This window comes from Vibrio sp. Vb0937 (genome assembly GCF_033338855.1).
This window is the reverse complement of sequence record NZ_JAWOTK010000001.1, coordinates 1-17450: the sequence shown is the minus strand read 5'-3', so window position 1 is coordinate 17450 and position 17450 is coordinate 1. Positions and strand designations below refer to the sequence as shown.

The 17450-nt window shown below is 47.0% G+C and carries 17 protein-coding genes, 1 rRNA gene and 1 riboswitch; of the genes, 6 read left to right on the top strand and 12 right to left on the bottom strand.

All coding sequences use genetic code 11. The annotated features are described in order from the left end of the window. Window positions 1-100 precede the first annotated feature (100 nt). From R7P67_RS00090 to R7P67_RS00080, 3 genes are read right to left on the bottom strand one after another with little or no spacing between them, the layout of a single operon-like run. Complete coding sequence (locus R7P67_RS00090; protein ID WP_025768770.1) at window positions 101-571, bottom strand: GNAT family N-acetyltransferase; 471 nt, start codon at window positions 569-571, stop codon at window positions 101-103. A 1-nt stretch (window position 572) separates the two neighbouring features. Beyond that, complete coding sequence (locus R7P67_RS00085) at window positions 573-1304, bottom strand: glucose 1-dehydrogenase (RefSeq protein ID WP_262653078.1); 732 nt, start codon at window positions 1302-1304, stop codon at window positions 573-575. 9 nt (window positions 1305-1313) lie between these two features. After that, the gene (locus tag R7P67_RS00080) at window positions 1314-1829 is read right to left on the bottom strand and encodes a GNAT family N-acetyltransferase (RefSeq protein WP_005374306.1); all 516 of its coding nucleotides are present in this window, start codon (window positions 1827-1829) and stop codon (window positions 1314-1316) included. 270 nt (window positions 1830-2099) lie between these two features. Here R7P67_RS00080 and R7P67_RS00075 point away from each other — a divergent pair, with 270 nt between their 5' ends. Together R7P67_RS00075 and R7P67_RS00070 are read left to right on the top strand one after the other, a co-directional pair. Continuing rightward, window positions 2100-3194: a NapC/NirT family cytochrome c gene (locus tag R7P67_RS00075; protein ID WP_258460828.1), complete on the top strand. Its 1095-nt coding sequence runs from the start codon at window positions 2100-2102 to the stop codon at window positions 3192-3194. 22 nt (window positions 3195-3216) lie between these two features. Next, complete coding sequence (locus R7P67_RS00070) at window positions 3217-5664, top strand: molybdopterin guanine dinucleotide-containing S/N-oxide reductase (protein WP_318085842.1); 2448 nt, start codon at window positions 3217-3219, stop codon at window positions 5662-5664. A gap of 71 nt (window positions 5665-5735) precedes the next feature. On the opposite strand, the gene R7P67_RS00065 is transcribed toward R7P67_RS00070, so the two are convergent. From R7P67_RS00065 to thiD, 8 genes are all read right to left on the bottom strand, one after another. Beyond that, window positions 5736-6461 carry a phosphatase PAP2 family protein gene (locus tag R7P67_RS00065; RefSeq protein WP_262606669.1) on the bottom strand — a complete coding sequence of 242 codons (726 nt, stop codon included), beginning with the start codon at window positions 6459-6461 and terminating at the stop codon, window positions 5736-5738. Window positions 6462-6643: 182 nt separating this feature from the next. Continuing rightward, the gene (gene thiE, locus R7P67_RS00060) at window positions 6644-7258 is read right to left on the bottom strand and encodes a thiamine phosphate synthase (protein ID WP_253657617.1); all 615 of its coding nucleotides are present in this window, start codon (window positions 7256-7258) and stop codon (window positions 6644-6646) included. 60 nt (window positions 7259-7318) lie between these two features. Further along, on the bottom strand, window positions 7319-8110 hold the full coding sequence (gene thiM / locus R7P67_RS00055; RefSeq protein WP_151515186.1) for a hydroxyethylthiazole kinase: 792 nt from the start codon (window positions 8108-8110) through the stop codon (window positions 7319-7321). A 12-nt stretch (window positions 8111-8122) separates the two neighbouring features. After that, entirely contained in the window at window positions 8123-8791 is a 669-nt protein-coding gene (gene tenA / locus R7P67_RS00050) for a thiaminase II (protein WP_318085841.1), read from the bottom strand. A 54-nt stretch (window positions 8792-8845) separates the two neighbouring features. Then, the gene (locus R7P67_RS00045; protein WP_020195161.1) at window positions 8846-9796 is read right to left on the bottom strand and encodes an ABC transporter substrate-binding protein; all 951 of its coding nucleotides are present in this window, start codon (window positions 9794-9796) and stop codon (window positions 8846-8848) included. 47 nt (window positions 9797-9843) lie between these two features. Continuing rightward, on the bottom strand, window positions 9844-10644 hold the full coding sequence (locus tag R7P67_RS00040) for an ABC transporter permease (RefSeq protein ID WP_009706843.1): 801 nt from the start codon (window positions 10642-10644) through the stop codon (window positions 9844-9846). Further along, complete coding sequence (locus tag R7P67_RS00035) at window positions 10637-11392, bottom strand: ABC transporter ATP-binding protein (RefSeq protein ID WP_104035718.1); 756 nt, start codon at window positions 11390-11392, stop codon at window positions 10637-10639. The genes R7P67_RS00040 and R7P67_RS00035 overlap by 8 nt, the downstream gene beginning before the upstream one ends. Next, on the bottom strand, window positions 11382-12254 hold the full coding sequence (gene thiD / locus R7P67_RS00030; protein ID WP_318085840.1) for a bifunctional hydroxymethylpyrimidine kinase/phosphomethylpyrimidine kinase: 873 nt from the start codon (window positions 12252-12254) through the stop codon (window positions 11382-11384). Before thiD ends, R7P67_RS00035 begins: the two co-directional genes overlap by 11 nt. A 104-nt stretch (window positions 12255-12358) precedes the next feature. Further along, window positions 12359-12469, bottom strand: a riboswitch (TPP riboswitch). Window positions 12470-12825: 356 nt separating this feature from the next. On the opposite strand from thiD, the gene R7P67_RS00025 reads away from it, so the two are divergent. Both R7P67_RS00025 and R7P67_RS00020 read left to right on the top strand, forming a co-directional pair. After that, complete coding sequence (locus R7P67_RS00025) at window positions 12826-14211, top strand: TldD/PmbA family protein (protein WP_318085839.1); 1386 nt, start codon at window positions 12826-12828, stop codon at window positions 14209-14211. Beyond that, entirely contained in the window at window positions 14211-15554 is a 1344-nt protein-coding gene (locus R7P67_RS00020; protein WP_318085838.1) for a TldD/PmbA family protein, read from the top strand. Before R7P67_RS00025 ends, R7P67_RS00020 begins: the two co-directional genes overlap by 1 nt. 78 nt (window positions 15555-15632) lie before the next feature. Here R7P67_RS00020 and trmY read toward each other — a convergent pair whose 3' ends face one another. Further along, entirely contained in the window at window positions 15633-16232 is a 600-nt protein-coding gene (gene trmY / locus R7P67_RS00015; protein ID WP_017634347.1) for a tRNA (pseudouridine(54)-N(1))-methyltransferase TrmY, read from the bottom strand. A 158-nt stretch (window positions 16233-16390) separates the two neighbouring features. On the opposite strand from trmY, the gene R7P67_RS00010 reads away from it, so the two are divergent. Both R7P67_RS00010 and R7P67_RS00005 read left to right on the top strand, forming a co-directional pair. Continuing rightward, window positions 16391-16915 (top strand): DUF3087 domain-containing protein, encoded by a 525-nt coding sequence (locus R7P67_RS00010; RefSeq protein WP_213961339.1) that lies wholly within the window; start codon window positions 16391-16393, stop codon window positions 16913-16915. Window positions 16916-17383: 468 nt separating this feature from the next. Further along, window positions 17384-17450: ribosomal RNA gene (locus tag R7P67_RS00005) — 16S ribosomal RNA — on the top strand; the annotation flags it as partial.

Genomic DNA, 17450 nt, shown 5'->3' with positions numbered 1-17450 from the left:
GCACATCATATCGTCTTTTTCTAAAATTAGGGGGTAAATTGCATCGATAAATACGATTTAGGTGGGTTTAGTCGTGAAAAGCGCTTAATTGTCGTTATCGTTACAAATGTTTCAGCATAATGCGTGAGTTAGTTTTAAAACCTTGATTATCGTAAAAGCGCTGTGCTGGCTGATTGAATTCCATCACTTCCAATCGAATTTGTGTGGCATTGGCGTCGCGCGCCCATTGCTCACAGGCTAGGAGCAGTTGGCGGCCGATTCCTTGCTGCTTTTGCGCTTCATCGACAACAATTGTTCCCACGCGACAAATTGGGTCTTTGATCAGAAAACTGACGGTGTCGTTTTGGGTGATCATCGCGGTTAAGAAGCCGAGAATTTGCTGTTCGCGTTCGGCAATCAAAAAGAGTCGCTCTTTGTTCTCTAGTGCTTGTGCAAGAAATTCGCGGTCAGCTTCTGAAGGCGCAACAAAGGCTTCTGGCGCATTCGCAAAATGCAGTGAATTAATTTGAAAATTAAGCTGAAAAATTTCGTCTAAATCATCGGGAATCGCTTGTCGGATATGGACTTGCATTCTATCTGCCCCCTGCAATATCGATAAATGATCCTGTGACATAAGAGGCTTCGTCACTTAATAGCCAAGCGATCGCATTTGCTACTTCTTCTACCGTGCCACCGCGTTTAAGAGGAATTTGAGGGCTGAGTCTACCTACTCGGTTTGGTTCTCCGCCGTCGGCATGCATATCAGTGTAAATGAAACCAGGTCGAACGCCATTGACGCGAATATTGCGCTCTGCCAACTCTAGCGAGAGCCCTTTAGTTAAGGTATCCATCGCGCCTTTTGATGTGGCGTAATCGACATACTCAAATGGCGCTCCTGAGCGCGACGCTCCAGAGGAGACATTCACAATTGCACCGCCTGCACTGAATCGCCTCGCCGCTTCTCGACAGCAGAGAAAACAGCTATTCACATTGGTGTTCATTACTTTCTGAAAGCGTTCCAAGCTGATTTCTGACAAAGGCGATTGAGTAAATAGGATGCCAACGTTGTTGACCAAGTGCGTCACTGCACCAAATTCACGTTCTGTTTCATCAAACAAGGAGAGCACTTGCTTCTCATCGGCTACGTCTGCGGCGATGGCAATCGCTTTGCCACCGTTTGCTTGTATTTCTGCCACAACTTGGTCGGCGGCCTCTTGCTGAGTGCGGTAATTAACGCAAACGCGATAGCCTTGCTCGGCCAGCTTTTTTGCCGCTGCGGCTCCAATGCCTCGGCTTGCGCCGGTAATGATGACTACTTTATTCAAAATACGTCCTTATTTATGTAGTGAGTAGATTTTATCGGCGTAGGGTTTGCCACCAATTTGGTATGCGTCTGGAATGACCTCAATGAGTTCGAAACCACATTTTATCAGGACACGCTCTGACGCAATATTGCCTTCAGTGACCGTCGCGGAAAAGTGGTTGATGTTATGTGTCGAGGTTGCCCAGTATAAAAGCGCTTGAAGAGTTTCTGTTCCAAACTGTTGGCCATGAAATTCCGGCAAAAGTAAGTAACCTACCTCTGCCTTACCGTTTTCAATAGCAAAGCCAGTGATGCCGATGGGTTGTTCAGATTGCTTATCGAGTATTACAAGGCAAAGCCAATGCTGGCAATTTGGGGTCCATGGTAATAATCGCGAAGCAAATTTTTCTCTTATTTCTGTTTCGCTGGGACGATCGAAACAGAGCGCAATAACCTCTTGTTCGGAGAGTAATCGTTGAAAGAGTTCCCAGTCACTGGCTTTGATGGGTCTTAATTGGCTTCTGTGCGTCTCGATGTAAACTGACATGCGTGTCCTTACTGCATCAATGTGGAGATTCAGTCTCTCATCCTCTTATCTGTTTAATCAAATAGTTGCATTCATAAAAGTGATTTATGTGGTGAATAGTTGGCTGGGTAATGGATTATTGCCATATATTCATCTTTGAGATGCAAATAACAAAATTTCATACTTGAGGCATACAGAGCAACACGGAAATGATGTGGATCAAGAGAGGACTACCCATAAAGTAGTAATTTGCGACCTATAATTACATTTTATTTGGAAGTGTTGCTAATTATGTCAATAAAAAAACGATATGTTGCACTGCTGGTTGCTGCCGGCATTGGTGTGGGCTGGTTAACTTTGGGGGGGAGTGCGGCAGTAATGCATTACACCTCAGATACTGAATTTTGTCTCTCGTGCCACTCTATGGAAACCCCTTACAAAGAGTACCAAGGCTCAGTGCACTTCAGTAATGCGAAAGGCATTCGCGCGGAATGTTCTGACTGTCATATTCCTCAAGAACCAATGGATTACCTGATCACCAAAATTCGCGCGTCGAAAGACATCTACCATGAATTTGTGACAGGTAAGATCGACACGCCAGAGAAATATGAAGCACATCGTAAAGATATGGCTGAAACGGTATGGGCTCAGTTCCGTGAAAATGATTCAGCGACGTGTCGTTCGTGTCATGATTTCGATGCAATGGAAGAGTTTGAGCAATCACGTGATGCGGCGAAGATGCACGCTTACGCGAAAGCAAACGATCAAACGTGTATCGATTGTCATAAAGGTGTGGCGCACTTTGCACCAGAAGCAGAGCTAGACAGTAAGGCATTTGAAACGTTGATGAGCTTCACCACAAAAACATCACCTGGTGCCAAAGTCGTTTACCCTGTGACTGAAATCGTAATGGGTGAGATGGGTAAAATTAACCCAACGACGAAGTTGGAAGTAATCAGCTCTGAAGGCGACAACCGCACTGTTAAGTTGAACGCATTCCAAATGAAAGGCGCAGAGCAAGTGCTTTACATGGGAGAAGGTCAACGTGCCATCGTAGCAACGCTAACAGAGCAAGGCCAACAAGCGCTTGAAACTGGTGAATTTGAGGCAGATGTTTACGGCAACGAATGGCGCGCGGTTTCTCTAACAGGTGCTATTGATTCTCCAGTTGTAGACACGCTTGAACCCGTATGGTCATACGCAGAAGAGTTGGACAACGTTTACTGTGCAACTTGTCACGCGAAAATTCCTTCAAATCACTTCACAGTGAATGCATGGGGACCGGTAGCGAAAAGTATGGGTGATCGAACTGATATTTCAGCCGAGAACCTAGAAATTCTAACCAAGTTCTTCCAGCACCACGCGAAAGATGTGGTTGGTCACTAACGATAAATAGAAGGATAAGATTATGACTAATATGACCCGTCGCGGATTTCTAAAAGGCACTGGTATGGCGGCTGGTGCAATGGCATTCACTTCATTTGCACCTATGTCTGTTGCGTCTTCTAATGCTCGCGGCAAAGGCATTCTAACGGCGGGCCGCATGGGCCCAATGCTGTGTGAAGTGAAAGATGGTAAGTTGGTTTCGACTACTAATGCTCTTCCACAAACTGTACCAAATAGTCTACAAACTACTGGGCCTGACCAAGTGCATACCAAGGCGCGTGTTAAGTACCCAATGGTTCGCAAAGGTTACTTGGCAAACCCATCAGCTCCCGAAGGAGTTCGTGGCAGCGATGAATTTGTACGGGTGTCTTGGAATGAAGCTTACAAGCTGATCCACGAGCAGCACATGCGCATTCGTAAAGAATATGGCCCGGCTTCTGTGTTTGCTGGTTCTTACGGCTGGCGTTCAAGTGGCGTGCTGCACAAAGCACAAACCTTGCTGCAACGTTACATGAGCATGGCGGGCGGCTATTCAGGCCACTTGGGTGACTACTCAACGGGTGCTGCGCAGATCATCATGCCGCACGTTGTGGGCTCTATCGAAGTGTACGAGCAACAAACCACGTACCCAGTGGTATTAGAGCACAGCGATGTGGTTGTGCTTTGGGGCTTAAACCCAATCAACACTCTAAAAATCGCGTGGAGCTCAACAGACTGTGCTGGTCTTGAATTCTTCCATCAATTGAAAAAATCAGGCAAGACGGTTATTGCGATTGACCCAATTCGTTCTGAAACCATCGAGTTCTTTGGCGAGAATGCGGAGTGGATTGCTCCTCACCCAATGACCGACGTGGCAATGATGATGGGTATCGCACACACCTTGGTGAAACAAGGTAAGCACGATAAAGCCTTCCTCGATAAATACACCGCAGGTTACGACAAGTTTGAAGCGTACCTGATGGGCGAAGAAGACGGCGTAGAAAAATCAGCAGAATGGGCATCACAAATCTGTGGCGTACCTGCGAAGCAACTTGAGCTACTGGCTGACATCTTCAGTAAAAACCGCACCATGCTGATGGCGGGTTGGGGCATGCAGCGCCAACAATACGGTGAGCAGCGTCACTGGATGCTGGTTACACTGGCAACGATGTTGGGTCAGATCGGTTTACCGGGCGGTGGTTTTGGTTTCTCTTACCACTACTCAAACGGTGGTAACCCTGCTCGTGACGCTGGCGTGCTTCCTGCGATTTCGGCATCGCTGGGTGGCGGCTCTTCTGCGGGGAACGACTGGGCGGTGTCTGGCGCGGTGCAAAGCTTCCCTGTGGCGCGTATTGTCGAGGCGTTGGAAAACCCAGGTCAATCCTACCATCATAACGGTCATGAACTGACGTTCCCGGACATCAAGATGATTTGGTGGGCCGGTGGTGCGAACTTTACTCACCACCAAGACACCAACCGTTTGATTAAAGCGTGGCAAAAGCCTGAGCTGATCGTGATTTCAGAGCCTTACTGGACGGCGGCTGCGAAGCATGCGGACATCGTTCTGCCAATTACCACATCGTTCGAGCGTAACGACTTAACGATGACGGGTGATTACAGTAACCAACATTTGGTGCCAATGAAGCAAGTGGTTGAGCCGCAAGGTGAAGCGCGTAATGATTTCGATGTATTCGCGGACATGGCAGAGATGCTAGCTCCTGGTGGCCGTGACGTATACACCGAAGGCAAAACTGAAATGGAATGGCTGTACGGCTTCTACAAGGCGGCGCAACAAGGTGGCCGTGGCTCTCGCGTAGCAATGCCGAACTTCAGCAAGTTCTGGGAAGATAACCAACTGATCGAGATGAAGTGGAACGAGAAGAACGCACAGTTTGTTCGTTACGCGGATTTCCGTGAAGACCCGATCATGGATCCACTCGGTACACCAAGTGGTAAGATCGAAATCTTCTCGAAAACCATTGAAGGTTACCAGTTGGAAGACTGTCCTCCACACCCAACGTGGATGGCACCAACCGAGTACACCGGCAATGCAAAAGATGGCGAGTTGCAGCTAATGACCGCGCACGCCGCGCATCGTCTACACAGCCAGTTTAACTACGCGAAGATTCGCGAAGAGTACGCAATTGCAAACCGTGAACCTATTTGGATTCACCCTGAAGATGCGAAAGCGCGTGGTATTAAAACGGGCGATCTAGTTCGTGCGTTTAACAACCGTGGCCAAGTATTGGTTGGTGCAGAAGTGACTGACCGAATCAAGCAAGGCTCAGTATGTATTCATGAAGGCGGTTGGCCGGATTTGGATCCGAAAACCGGCATTTGTAAGAACGGCGGTTGTAACGTGTTAACGTTGGATATTCCGACCTCTCGACTTGCAAACGGCTGTGCGGCGAACTCGGCACTGGTTCGTATTGAAAAATACACTGGCCCAGAATTAGAACTAACAGCGTTTGAACCACCAAGAAATGGTTAGAAAAAAGTAGCGCTTTAAAGCAAGAAGCCAGCGAATCGCTGGCTTCTTTTTTTATCTAGTCATCGTTCACATTAGCGCGAAGCAAGAGAAACAAACGGCATCTGTTTCTTAATCTGAAATGTCGGGAGTAAAGTAAATACAATCGCGACAAACAAGACTGAGCCTATTAAATCTTCAGGGCGATGCATGCCCAGCCATAAGCGGCTATATGCGACGCTCATTCCCCACATCCATAATGACAGTGCAGAGATATAGCACTTGTTCTGTAAGAACAACCCGCCAAAGAAAGCCAAACAAATCGAAACGAAAATCGTATGGCCGGATGGGAAAGAATAGTCTTTTTCGCCTTGCCAATGGCGCGTTCGCCAATCACTGACGTGTTCAGAAATCTGGTTAATTACGTTGGCTTGCTGCTTTGTATCCAACTGATAAAACGTTTCTGGTGTTTCAATCAATTGTTCTGCTGCGAGCAATTCCGTGTAGGGACGCGGGCTTTCTGTCATCAGTTTTAGCCCCGTTTTGCTGGCAAAGCCAATCACCAGTAACAACCCTAACATTGAGAGTTTTTGCATCCACTCAGTGCGATTTGGTTTAAAGCGAAATAAAGAAAGCAGTAGCAGTGTTAACGTAATTAAAAAGCCTTTGCTACCAGCAGAATCTGTGAGCAAAGTAAAAGTAATACCCAGACTTTCAGGCACCTGTGACGTGAGATTGTGATAAGAGCCAAACAGCGACATCGGGATGATGCCAAGAACAAGCAAGGCGAGCATCATCAATCCATATTTTTTGGTTTTCATTGAGAGCGTTTTGTTTTTATTGAGGGTTATTCAACCACGTGAAAATAAGGGGCTTATCTTACGTTATCTGGCGTGAAAAACTTATCAACGCTCTGTCAATTTGACGAGGGAATGAAGGTTGAGTGATGAATTGATGACATTTATCCGGAGGGTAAAGGCGCTCATCCTTAAGCGTTGGGGTCTTAATCCATCAGAGAAAGTAAGTACTCTGCTGCTTTGGTTGGGTTTTCTGCATGACAAATGGCAGAAACCAAAGCCAAACCGTGTACACCTGTCGCACTCAGGGCAGGAATGTTGGTTTCGTTAATGCCGCCAATGGCAACAATCGGCAGTGAAGTCGTCTCTAACGCCATTTTCAAACCATCAATACCCCAATGTTTTTTGGTGTTGGTTTTGGTCGGCGTCGCGAAGATGGCACTCAAGCCGATGTAATCAATGGGCAGAGACCCCGCCTCTGCCAACTGCTCTTCAGTCTCAATCGATAAGCCGAGAATCTTGTTTGGGCCAATCAATTGACGAGCGATCTCTGCTGGCATGTCTGACTGCCCGAGGTGAACACCATCGGCATCGACGGCAAGGGCAACATCAACACGATCATTGATGATTAACGGGACGCCAGTGCCTTCAAGGATCGTCTTCACGGCTTGAGCTCGTTCAATAAATGCACGAACGTCACCATGTTTTTCGCGCACCTGTACCATGGTGACCCCACCTTTCACGGCTTTTCTCACAACACGCTTTAGTGTGGCTAAATCTTGTTGGTCGTCGGTGACCAAATATAAACGATAGGCGTTCATTGTGTTTCCTTTGGGCCTCTCCTAGATGGAATGAGAGGCCGGTATTTATTAGAGCAAAGCTTAGCTCACTTGCAGCTTTAAGCGTTTTGCCAGCGTTTCTTCATCCAACTGGTAAAGCTCATCCAACAGGTTCATTTGCAGGCTACCTGGGCCGCGAGCTTGTTCCGCTGCAATCTCGCCAACAACGCCCAGTACCGCCGCTGCAGCAAGGCCGGTATCATCACCAACAGCAGCGAAAGCACCCGTCAGTGCCGTTAGTGTACAGCCCATTCCGGTTACGTAAGGCATCATCTCGTGACCATTATTCAACTGGACGGTTTGCTCTTTCGTGACGATGTAATCAGTCTCGCCAGAAATCACTACACTTGCACCATACTCTGCGACTAAGAAGTTGGCTGCGCCAAGTGCTGCGTCGCTGCTGTCTAACGCATCAACGCCTTTGCTTTGTGCTTGCTCGCCAGCGAGAGCGATGATTTCTGAAGCGTTACCACGAATGATCAACTTGTCTGCAAGGCGTGCGATTTCACGTGATGTCTCTGTACGTAGTGAGCTTGCTCCGCAACCGACAGGGTCGAGTACAACGATTTTACCATTGGCATTGGCTTGCTCTACGGCATAGCTCATACGTGGTGTCCAAACGCTGTCTAGGGTACCAATGTTGATAACCAGTGAACCCGCGAACGACATCATCTCTGCCATTTCCTGCTTGGAGTGCGCCATGATTGGAGAAGCGCCGATCGCTAATAGTGCGTTTGCTGTGTTATTCATCACCACGTAGTTAGTGATGTTGACGACTAATGGCTTTTGCTGGCGTACTGCGGTTAATGCTTGGGTGATTTGTTCAATTAACATGAGACTCTCCGATTAATCTTGCTGAGCGTTTAGACCTTGTTGCCAGAATGCCACTTCCATACGCGTTGCAGTTTTGAATACCTGAATCAGGTTTTGACCACGCTGACTATTGATATCGATTTCCGCCAATAACTGATTAAAGTGTTCTGCACCTTTTGCGACACCAGATTGGAATTCCTCACCACCGTAGAGGTTGATCCAACTTGCGTATGGGTTACCTTCGAGCACAGTGCTTTCGTCTTCAATCAGCATCTTACCGATTACGGCATAACCGATAGAGCATGGTGCTAGTGCCGCGTATAGATCAACAAGATCGCCCGTCATGCCAGCATCTAATACGTAACGGGTGTAAGCCACAGTGCCGAAATCTTCTGGCTCGTTTTCTAAGTCGGATTCTGTCAGTCCCCATTGCTCACAGTAAGTCACGTGGTGGGCGATTTCAGAATCGAGCAATGCATGTACGCTTGGTAGGGCACGGCGCATGTCATCCAAAGTACGTGCTTTGTAGATCGCTAATGCGTAAGCTCGTGCGTACTGTTTTAGGAAAAGAAAATCCTGCTTTAGGTAATGCAGAAAACAAGGCTGAGCCAGAGTGCCTTTCGCCAATTGCTGCACGAAAGCATGCTCAGTGTATTCTTGCCAATCTTGGCGGCAAGCGTCGATCAAATCTTGGTATTTCATTATGGGTATCTCGTTATCAAAAGACCCTAGGCTTAGATCCTAAGGTCAGTAGAATTAGTCAAAGCTCGGTACGTAATCTTTCGCTTTTGGCAGTGTTTCGATGATTTTTTGTGAATACATGAATTCGGCATAATCATCGTAGCGTTTCAGATCCACTGCAGATGGACGAAGAGCGAAACGAGTTAGCGTGTCATTCCAAGCGCGTTGGTTAAGCTCGTTGTTGAGTGTGTCTGGTGAATAAGCCACAAACTCTTTCCACGACTCTTTTGGATGGTTAACGATGTAAGTGGTCGCTTGCTCTAGTGCTTTGTTGAATGCCTTGATGGCTTCTTTGTCGTAGGTTTTTGCATTGGCTACGAAGACTAACTCGTCATACGCTGGCACGCCGTGTTCTTCAGGGAAGAAGGCTTTAGCTTTATAACCTTCTAATGCTAGTTGGTTGGTTTCGAAGTTACGTAGACCGCCCCAAATCGCATCCACCTTGCCAGACGCAAGAGACGAAGACAGCGCCCAACCTACGTTGATGATTTGTACGTCAGAAAACTTCACGTTCTCTTGCGCAAGCATGGTGCCGATTGTCGCTTCTTCGTTGCCTGCGATCGCAATACCGATCTTCTTACCTTTCAAGTCGCCAAGGTTTTCATTCTTACCGTTGTCCAACACCATCAACGTGTTGAGTGGCGTAGCAATCAAAGTCGCAGAGCGGATTAGTGGCAAACCAGCCGCGACATCGATAGTTAGGCTTGGTTGGTAAGAAATCGCCATGTCGACTTTACCCGCCGCGACCAACTTAGGTGGCGTGCTTGGATCTGCTGGCTCTTGAATGTTGACCTTCAAACCTTGTTCTTTGAAGTAACCACGTTCTTTGGCAATAACGATAGGACCATGGTTTGGATTGACGAACCAATCCAACATCAGTGTCATCTCTTTTTCAGCGGCAAGCACGTTGGTTGATACCACTGAAGCGAGTAGAGCAGCAGCGCTCATAAGTTTGTTTTTATTCACGGGGTTCTTCCTTTTCTTTCCCAATTTTCTTTGGTTATTTTCTGTAATTACTTGCTTTCCCAAGGGATGGCTTTTTTCAATAATTTATCGGTGATGAAGTAGAGTGAGATAGACAGCACGGCGAGGATAAACAGCGCCGCAAACATCTCATCAATGATCATGCGAGCGTTAGCTTGGAGCATCAGATAACCCAAGCCTTCACTTGAACCTACCCACTCACCGACCACTGCTCCAATTGGCGCAATAACGACGGCAACACGAATACCTGAAGCTAAAGTTGGTAGGGCGGCTGGCAATTGAATATGACGGAGTAACTGCCATTTAGACGCACCCATGGTCTTGGCAAGGTCGAGGTAACCTGTTGGTGTATTGCGCAAGCCGTCGTAGCAACATGTCGTGACGGGGAAAAAGATGATGATTGCCGCCATGACGACTTTCGATGCAATGCCGTAACCCAGCCAAAGCATCAGTACTGGCGCGATGGCGAACACGGGGATCGCTTGGCTAGCAATCAGAATTGGCAATAACCAACGCTTCAGCGGCTCGAACATCAGCATTTGCAATGCGAACAGCAAACCCATTGATAATCCAAGCGCCAAGCCAAGTAAAATCTCTTGCGCGGTAACCCAAGTATGTTTGAGCAGGACATCGTAACGAGTGACCAATCTATCCAGCACTTCAATTGGTGAAGGTAAGATGAAGCTTGGCATGTCGAATACCACAACAACCAACTGCCACAATCCCAAGATCACCGCTGTGCTGATGACCAATCGTAGAGCCGGATGGGTCACGCGTTCTTTTTTACTAATGCGCGCCGAAACGGAGTTGTACTGAGTCATATCACTCATAGTCTTTCTCCAATTGATCCAAAATCGCTTGTTGTAGCGCTGCGCACTCTCCATCGAGAACTCGTGGCGGCTTGGAATCCGGAACAACCAAGTGCTGAGCTTGTGCAGGCGTGCCTTGCAGTACATAGAGTTGGTGAGCCAATCGCACCGCTTCTTGTGGGTCGTGGGTAATCAGAACAACCGTCTTATCTTTCAATAATTCGGCAGATAAGGTTTGCAACTTATGGCGAGTAACCGCATCCAGCGCAGAGAAGGGCTCATCCATCAGAACCAAAGGCTTGTCTTGCATCAGAGTGCGAGCAAGGGCAACACGTTGTCTCATGCCGCCAGAGAGCTGAGCTGGCTTAGCATCCGCGTAATCTGCGAGTCCTACTTGGTTTAGTAAAGTCAGTGCGCGTTGTTTATTTTGCTCTGGTGATTGGTCTTGAGAAAATCGAGAACTGAGGCAGACGTTGTCTAACACATTTAACCACGGCAACAACAAGTCTTGTTGTGCCATGTAGGCAATACGCTCGTGCAGGGCGATGCCATCCGTTGTGGTTAATTCACCATGCCATTCGACTTTGTCGTCTAACAACCCAGCTAGATAACGAAGGATCGTCGTTTTTCCGCAACCACTGCGACCAAGTAAAACAGTCCATTGATTGGCAGGGATAGTCATACTCAACCCTGCTAATGTTGGTGTTTGGCTGTCTTTGTATTGCAGACTTGCTTCGGTAAGCTGAATGCCCAGTGCATTAGCGCACATGCGTGTGACCTGCAAAAAAGTGGTTCACAGGGCCGTGACCTTTACCGACATCCAATTCATCTGCGTGCGCGATAGCTTGGCTGATGTACTGCTTACCAAGGTGCACCGCTTTGTGCAGATTGTTGCCTTGACCAAGGTAAGACGCGATAGCAGAAGACAGCGTGCAGCCTGTGCCATGGGTATTTTTGGTTGGAAAGCGTTTAGCGCTGATTAACTCGGCGCTGTCTTGCATGATCAGCAGATCGTTGCTGTTTTCGTCTTTTTCTAAGTGGCCGCCTTTTAACAGCACCGCTTTTGCACCTAGCGCGCGTAAATCAGCAATCATATCGTTCATTTCAGATTCTGATTGAGGTACTGGCTTACCCGTCAATGCTGCGCCTTCGGGTAGGTTAGGGGTAATGATGTCTGCAAGCGGAATCAATTCTTCTTTTAAAGTGCTGATTGCTGACTGTTCCAGTAATAGATCGCCGCTGGTGGCCACCATTACAGGGTCAATCACGAGGTGTTTTGGCTGGTATTGTTTAATTTTGTTGGCAACGACTTTGATGATGTCGGAATCGGCCAGCATGCCTACTTTGACTGCAACGATGTTGAGGTCGATAAATACCGCATCGAGTTGGCTCTCTACATGGTCGAGAGGAATGGGGAAAATCGCAGAAACGCCTTGGGTATTTTGCGAAGTAATCGCCGTGATTACCGAGCAAGCAAAACTGCCGGTTGCGGACATCGCTTTGATGTCGGCTTGAATGCCTGCGCCGCCGCCACTATCAGAACCTGCAATCGTCAACACGATCGGTGTATCTGTTGAAGTTGCTGCTTGTGGCTGTGTTGATGGTTTTTCTTGGCTTGACTGCTGCGCCATGGTCGCTCCTATTACAGACGTAAAGGAACTGACTTGGCCATTGAAGATCGGTGTATGGATCCGTTGAGGCTAGCTGCGTCGATACAGACTTGAAGCAGGCTAGTGGCAAAGTGATGATAGTTCCCTACGTCAGTGCTAACTGAATCAGGTTCAACGGGTCTCGAATTTCGATCTCAGCCGACGCATTCACTGCATGGGCCCCCCGACTATTTCGTCAAGATAATAGCAGTTCACTCAGTTACGGTGCACGTGTTTTTTCCGGCCAAGAGGGGGCAATCGATTAAATATGAGACTTGAGAGCAGTAACGAAAGAACAGAATTTAGTGTAAATAACGTGCTGCATTGAAACTGGCAGTTCAAGACACTATCTAATAGTGAGATGTCGACATAATACGTAACGATTCGTTCTTTGACTTAGCAAGGATTAGCATAAAACAAGGTTAAAAAAGTGTTAATATTTAATGCGTTGCCAATATGCTTTTGAGTCATCCAATTTAGGTTGTGACTGTTATAAACAGAGTCTAACTCAAAGGTGGGGAAGGCTAGGACGATCAACGAGCAAGGAGATTTCATGCTTAATTCTGTAACAGCGAAAGCGGTGATCGATCATGCCCTCTTTTTAGGGGCTGATTTCGCTGAGCTATTCGTTGAACACCATCAAACCAACACTGTCCAGATCGCATCTGGCGAGGTAGATAAGGTGAACTCGGGTATCGATTTTGGTATCGGTATTCGTCTCTTCTTCGGTCATAAAGTGCTTTACGGTTACACCAACAGCACAGATGAAGCCGAACTAAAACGCGTAACCTCACTACTTGCTGCAAAAGATAAGCGTGAGCAAATCGCGTCAGCAGGTTCTCTCAATCTGAACCGCTACCCAATTCAACATGGTTGTCGTATGCCACTTGGCAAAGACGCTAACCTAGATTCTAAAATTGCTTTCCTATTGCAAGTTGACCAAGCAGCACGTGCTGAGAGTGAACATATCAGCCAGTTCATTGGCAGCGTACTTCAGCGCGAACAGCAAGTGTCTATTTTCAATTCAGAAGGTCTACAGGTTGACGATACTCGTCACTACATCCGAGTTGCTGGTAATACTGTCGCTCAAAAAGGCAATGAGCAGTCTTCTGGTATGGAAGGTCCTGGCGCTCTTGCTGGTTGGGAGTTCAGTGAGCAGCTTGATGCCAAAGAGCTAGGTCAAACTATCGCGCAGCAAGCGTTGGTCAAACTTGGTGCGGATGCGTGCCCATCGGGTGAAATGCCAGTGGTAATTGGTAACGGCTTTGGTGGCGTAATCTTCCACGAAGCTTGTGGCCACTTGCTAGAAACCACTTCAGTTGCGAAGAAAGCGTCCGTATTCCACGACAAGATGGGCGAAATGGTTGCTCACACCGCAGTGAATGCAGTCGATGATGGCACCATGACCAACGAATGGGGCTCGATTCATGTTGATGACGAAGGCATGAAGACTCAGCGCACTCAATTGATCAAAGACGGTAAGCTAACCAGCTTTATGGTCGATAAAATGGGTGGCATGAAGACAGGTTATGAGCCTACGGGTTCTGGTCGTCGTCAAAACTACAAGTTTGCACCAACCTCGCGCATGCGTAACACCTTTATCGAAGAGGGCGAGCATTCACTTGATGACATGCTGGCAGGCATCGAACGTGGTATCTATGCGAAGAAGATGGGCGGCGGCTCGGTTCAACCGGGCACGGGTGAGTTCAACTTTGCTGTTCGTGAAGCTTATCTCATTGAAAATGGCAAAATCACCAAACCTCTGAAAACAGCAACGCTGATCAGCACGGGTCCAAAAGTGTTGAAAGAAATCAGCATGGTCGGCAAAGACATGGCGCTTGCGCCGGGCATGTGTGGTTCCGTGAGTGGCTCAGTGCCAACAACAGTCGGTCAGCCAACGCTGAAAGTCGATAACATTCTGGTAGGAGGCGGTAACTAATGAGCCAAGAACAACAACTTCTTAATGCGGTTGATTACGTCCTATCAGAAGCAAAACGCCAAGGTGCAGAAGCGGACGTCATTGTAAACCGCAACAGCAGCTTTTCTCTGAAAGCGAACCAAGGAAAGCTGGATGAGTACAAAGTAAGCTCAAGCCAAGTCCTGGGTGTTCGTGTTGTGAAAGATGCGCGCGTTGCAACAAGCTATTCTGAGTCGTTAGAGCAACCAAGCTTAGATTTGATGCTGACCAACGCACTGCAAAGCGCTCGCTTTTCCAAGCAAGATGAACATCAGACTATTAGTTGCGTGAACAGCCAAATCGCGACTGATGTTGCTGAGATTGCGCAAGAAGATACAACTTCTGTTGACGAAAAAATCGAACTGTCTCTCGCACTTGAGCAAGGCGTAGTGGCTCTGCCTCACGCCTCTAGCGCACCTTACAATGGTTACAGCGATGGCGAAACACAACTGATCATTGCCAATACTCAAGGCACATTGTGTCAACACTTCGAGCGCTCGTTCACTTGTTACGCGTATACCTTGTTTGAAAAAGACGGCAAACAGTCAATGGCGGGTAGAATGTCACTGGGTCGCCGTTTTGATGAGTTGAATCCAGCTTACTGTATCGAAGGTGGCTACAACCTTGCTCGTGATCTTCTGGAAGGCGCTCCGGTTGCGACAGGTAACTACCCTGCTATTTTCCACATCAATGCGCTAGCAAGTTTATTCGGTGCTTTCGGCAGTGCTTTCTCTGGTGTAAGCGCGATGAAAGGCATTACGCCATTGGGTGACAAGCTTGGTCAACGTGTTGCGAGTGATTTGATTACCTTTACCGATACGGCTTACATGCCAAATGGTATGGCAATCACAAGTTTTGATAGTGAAGGCTTCGCTACTCAAGATAATGTGATGATTGCTAATGGTGAGTTGAAAACCTTGCTACACAACAGCCAGACCGCAAGTTATTTGGGCGCAGTCTCGACAGCAAGTGCCGCTCGCGGTGCAAAATCGAGCCTAGACGTATCAGCGAATCACAAAGTGATTGCGACAGGCAACAGCAGTGCGTCAGAAGTAAAAGCGGGTGAGTACCTAGAGTTAGTCGAGCTTCAAGGTGTCCATTCTGGTGCGGATGCAGTGAGTGGTGATTTCTCATTTGGTGCGAGTGGCTTCTTGTGCCGTGATGGAGAGCGCGTTCAACCAGTTCGTGGGATCACGGTAGCGGGTAACTTCTACAAGATGCTGCAAGAAGTTGAGGCAGTGGGTGATACTCAGTTAATTAACGATAGCCGAACTTTCTTCTCGTCAGACGTTCGTTTTGCTCGTTTGAGCATTGGTGGTAAGTAAACTTAGCATCCCTATAGAAACAAAAAAGAGGACTCAATGGAGTCCTCTTTCATTACCTAGCAACGTGTGCGCGAATAACTAGAATTCGCGTATGTCCAACTCATTGTGGATCAATACCACACACTGAGAAGCGAAAAGCATCTTAGGACCTAAGCTGATCTTCTCTGTGCCAAGGCGCTTTAAGCTGTTAAAAGACTTTTTCGGCATCGGTATATGGTCAGTTAGCAAGAAACATGGATTTTCACCAATTTCTGCATCACGAACAAATTCGCCTTTCTTATCCAACATATATAGTTGGTGATCTTCTGCCAGCTCTTGTACTAGGCGTTCAAAGCTCACTGTACGAACGGTAATACCAGGTTCGACTTCACGAAGTTGCTCTTTACCCATACCAACCGAAGCATCCAAAGCGCGAGCCACTGCTGCAATCAAGGTTGACTCATGGAAGCCGCCAATGTTGGTGATGTCGTTGGAGCGAATAGTAATGGTGCGTGAGAAGTCTTTTGTGCTTTCCAAAACCAAGTGAACAACCACATCTTCACGGTGTGATTGAGCAACGAACATAGTGTTCATCATGGTATGAGCAAGAATCTCTGTATGCGCTTCATTACCAACACCTTCTAACAGTGCTTTGCTGGTGGTTGGCGCCGCGCGAGCTCGTAAAACAAAAGAGCGCATGAATTTAGCCTCTATATAGGAAGAGTGAATGCGCGGAAGTATATACCCAAGCAGGGAAGGGATGCGAGTTTAATAGCAAATGTGAACTTACTTACAAAGCTTCGATTGTCGTGCGGAGTGCGCTGGTTAAAATAGAGGTAACCTGTTAGGAGCGGTATATGGAAATCAAACAGATAAATAAAGACATTTATAAAAAGAAAGTAAACCTTGTGATTGGCGGTTTTGTTGCGTTGCTCGCCATCTCCTCTCTTGCCTTTAGTACCTTGTTGATTGTTTTGTTTGGCAACACTGAAGTCGTACCAGAACAATCAACGGGCAATTTCCATTGGAATTTGATTGGTGTCGTTCTCGCAGTTGCAACTTCCCTCTCTTTATTGAATCACATTAAAACTCGACCATACATGGAAGAAGTGCTGTACGTTTGGAAACTCAAGCAACTGCACAACAAAATCTTTCGTAAACTAAAAAGCATTAAAGCAGCCGCGAGCAATGACGATGTAAAAGCGCTCACTACGCTTAAGTTCTATTACACCACGCAACGCCAAGTGTTTGAGCTAGACAACAACACATTAACGATGAGCAGTGTAAATAAAGAACTAGAGGCTATCGAGCAAATCGAAGCGGCGCAATCACTGAGTCTTGATATCACCAGCTTTAAAGAGAGCTGGGTAGACACATACTGATTGCCTATTTGTTACTTGAAGTTAACAACTGAGTGCTAAAATTAAGCGTTTGAGTGAGATTTAATCACTCGATGCTTTTTTTTAAGTTTTTTTCTAAAAAGGGGTTGCCAAGAAAAATCATCTCCCTATAATGCGCCTCCGTTGTCAGGGCAAAGCGGAAACGCAAAAGCAATTGGCAATAAGGCGAAAGAAAGCTTCTAAAAATTAATTTTAAAAAGTGTTTGACACTGAAAGTTAATTCCTTAGAATACGCCTCCGCTTCGATAGCAAAGCTTATGAAGCAAGCTCTTTAACAATATAGACCTATCAATCTGTGTGGGCACTCGTTGATGATAATCCAATTAGATACCTCGGTATCAAATTAGGTTTCAATGAAACGAAGTGACCATTGAATCGAAAGATTCAGCACAGTCAATTCAAACATTACTTTATGTAATGTTCAGTATTCATTGAGCCGAACAAAATCTTAAATTGAAGAGTTTGATCATGGCTCAGATTGAACGCTGGCGGCAGGCCTAACACATGCAAGTCGAGC

What these genes read in the sequence shown, in the direction of transcription:
- R7P67_RS00090 (WP_025768770.1), bottom strand. Translation starts at nt 571, where the DNA reads ATGCAAGTCCATATCCGACAAGCGATTCCCGATGATTTAGACGAAATT.
- R7P67_RS00080 (WP_005374306.1), bottom strand. Translation starts at nt 1,829, where the DNA reads ATGTCAGTTTACATCGAGACGCACAGAAGCCAATTAAGACCCATCAAA.
- R7P67_RS00075 (WP_258460828.1), top strand. Translation starts at nt 2,100, where the DNA reads ATGTCAATAAAAAAACGATATGTTGCACTGCTGGTTGCTGCCGGCATT.
- R7P67_RS00070 (WP_318085842.1), top strand. Translation starts at nt 3,217, where the DNA reads ATGACTAATATGACCCGTCGCGGATTTCTAAAAGGCACTGGTATGGCG.
- R7P67_RS00065 (WP_262606669.1), bottom strand. Translation starts at nt 6,461, where the DNA reads ATGAAAACCAAAAAATATGGATTGATGATGCTCGCCTTGCTTGTTCTT.
- thiE (WP_253657617.1), bottom strand. Translation starts at nt 7,258, where the DNA reads ATGAACGCCTATCGTTTATATTTGGTCACCGACGACCAACAAGATTTA.
- thiM (WP_151515186.1), bottom strand. Translation starts at nt 8,110, where the DNA reads ATGTTAATTGAACAAATCACCCAAGCATTAACCGCAGTACGCCAGCAA.
- tenA (WP_318085841.1), bottom strand. Translation starts at nt 8,791, where the DNA reads ATGAAATACCAAGATTTGATCGACGCTTGCCGCCAAGATTGGCAAGAA.
- R7P67_RS00040 (WP_009706843.1), bottom strand. Translation starts at nt 10,644, where the DNA reads ATGAGTGATATGACTCAGTACAACTCCGTTTCGGCGCGCATTAGTAAA.
- R7P67_RS00035 (WP_104035718.1), bottom strand. Translation starts at nt 11,392, where the DNA reads ATGTGCGCTAATGCACTGGGCATTCAGCTTACCGAAGCAAGTCTGCAA.
- thiD (WP_318085840.1), bottom strand. Translation starts at nt 12,254, where the DNA reads ATGGCGCAGCAGTCAAGCCAAGAAAAACCATCAACACAGCCACAAGCA.
- R7P67_RS00025 (WP_318085839.1), top strand. Translation starts at nt 12,826, where the DNA reads ATGCTTAATTCTGTAACAGCGAAAGCGGTGATCGATCATGCCCTCTTT.
- R7P67_RS00020 (WP_318085838.1), top strand. Translation starts at nt 14,211, where the DNA reads ATGAGCCAAGAACAACAACTTCTTAATGCGGTTGATTACGTCCTATCA.
- trmY (WP_017634347.1), bottom strand. Translation starts at nt 16,232, where the DNA reads ATGCGCTCTTTTGTTTTACGAGCTCGCGCGGCGCCAACCACCAGCAAA.
- R7P67_RS00010 (WP_213961339.1), top strand. Translation starts at nt 16,391, where the DNA reads ATGGAAATCAAACAGATAAATAAAGACATTTATAAAAAGAAAGTAAAC.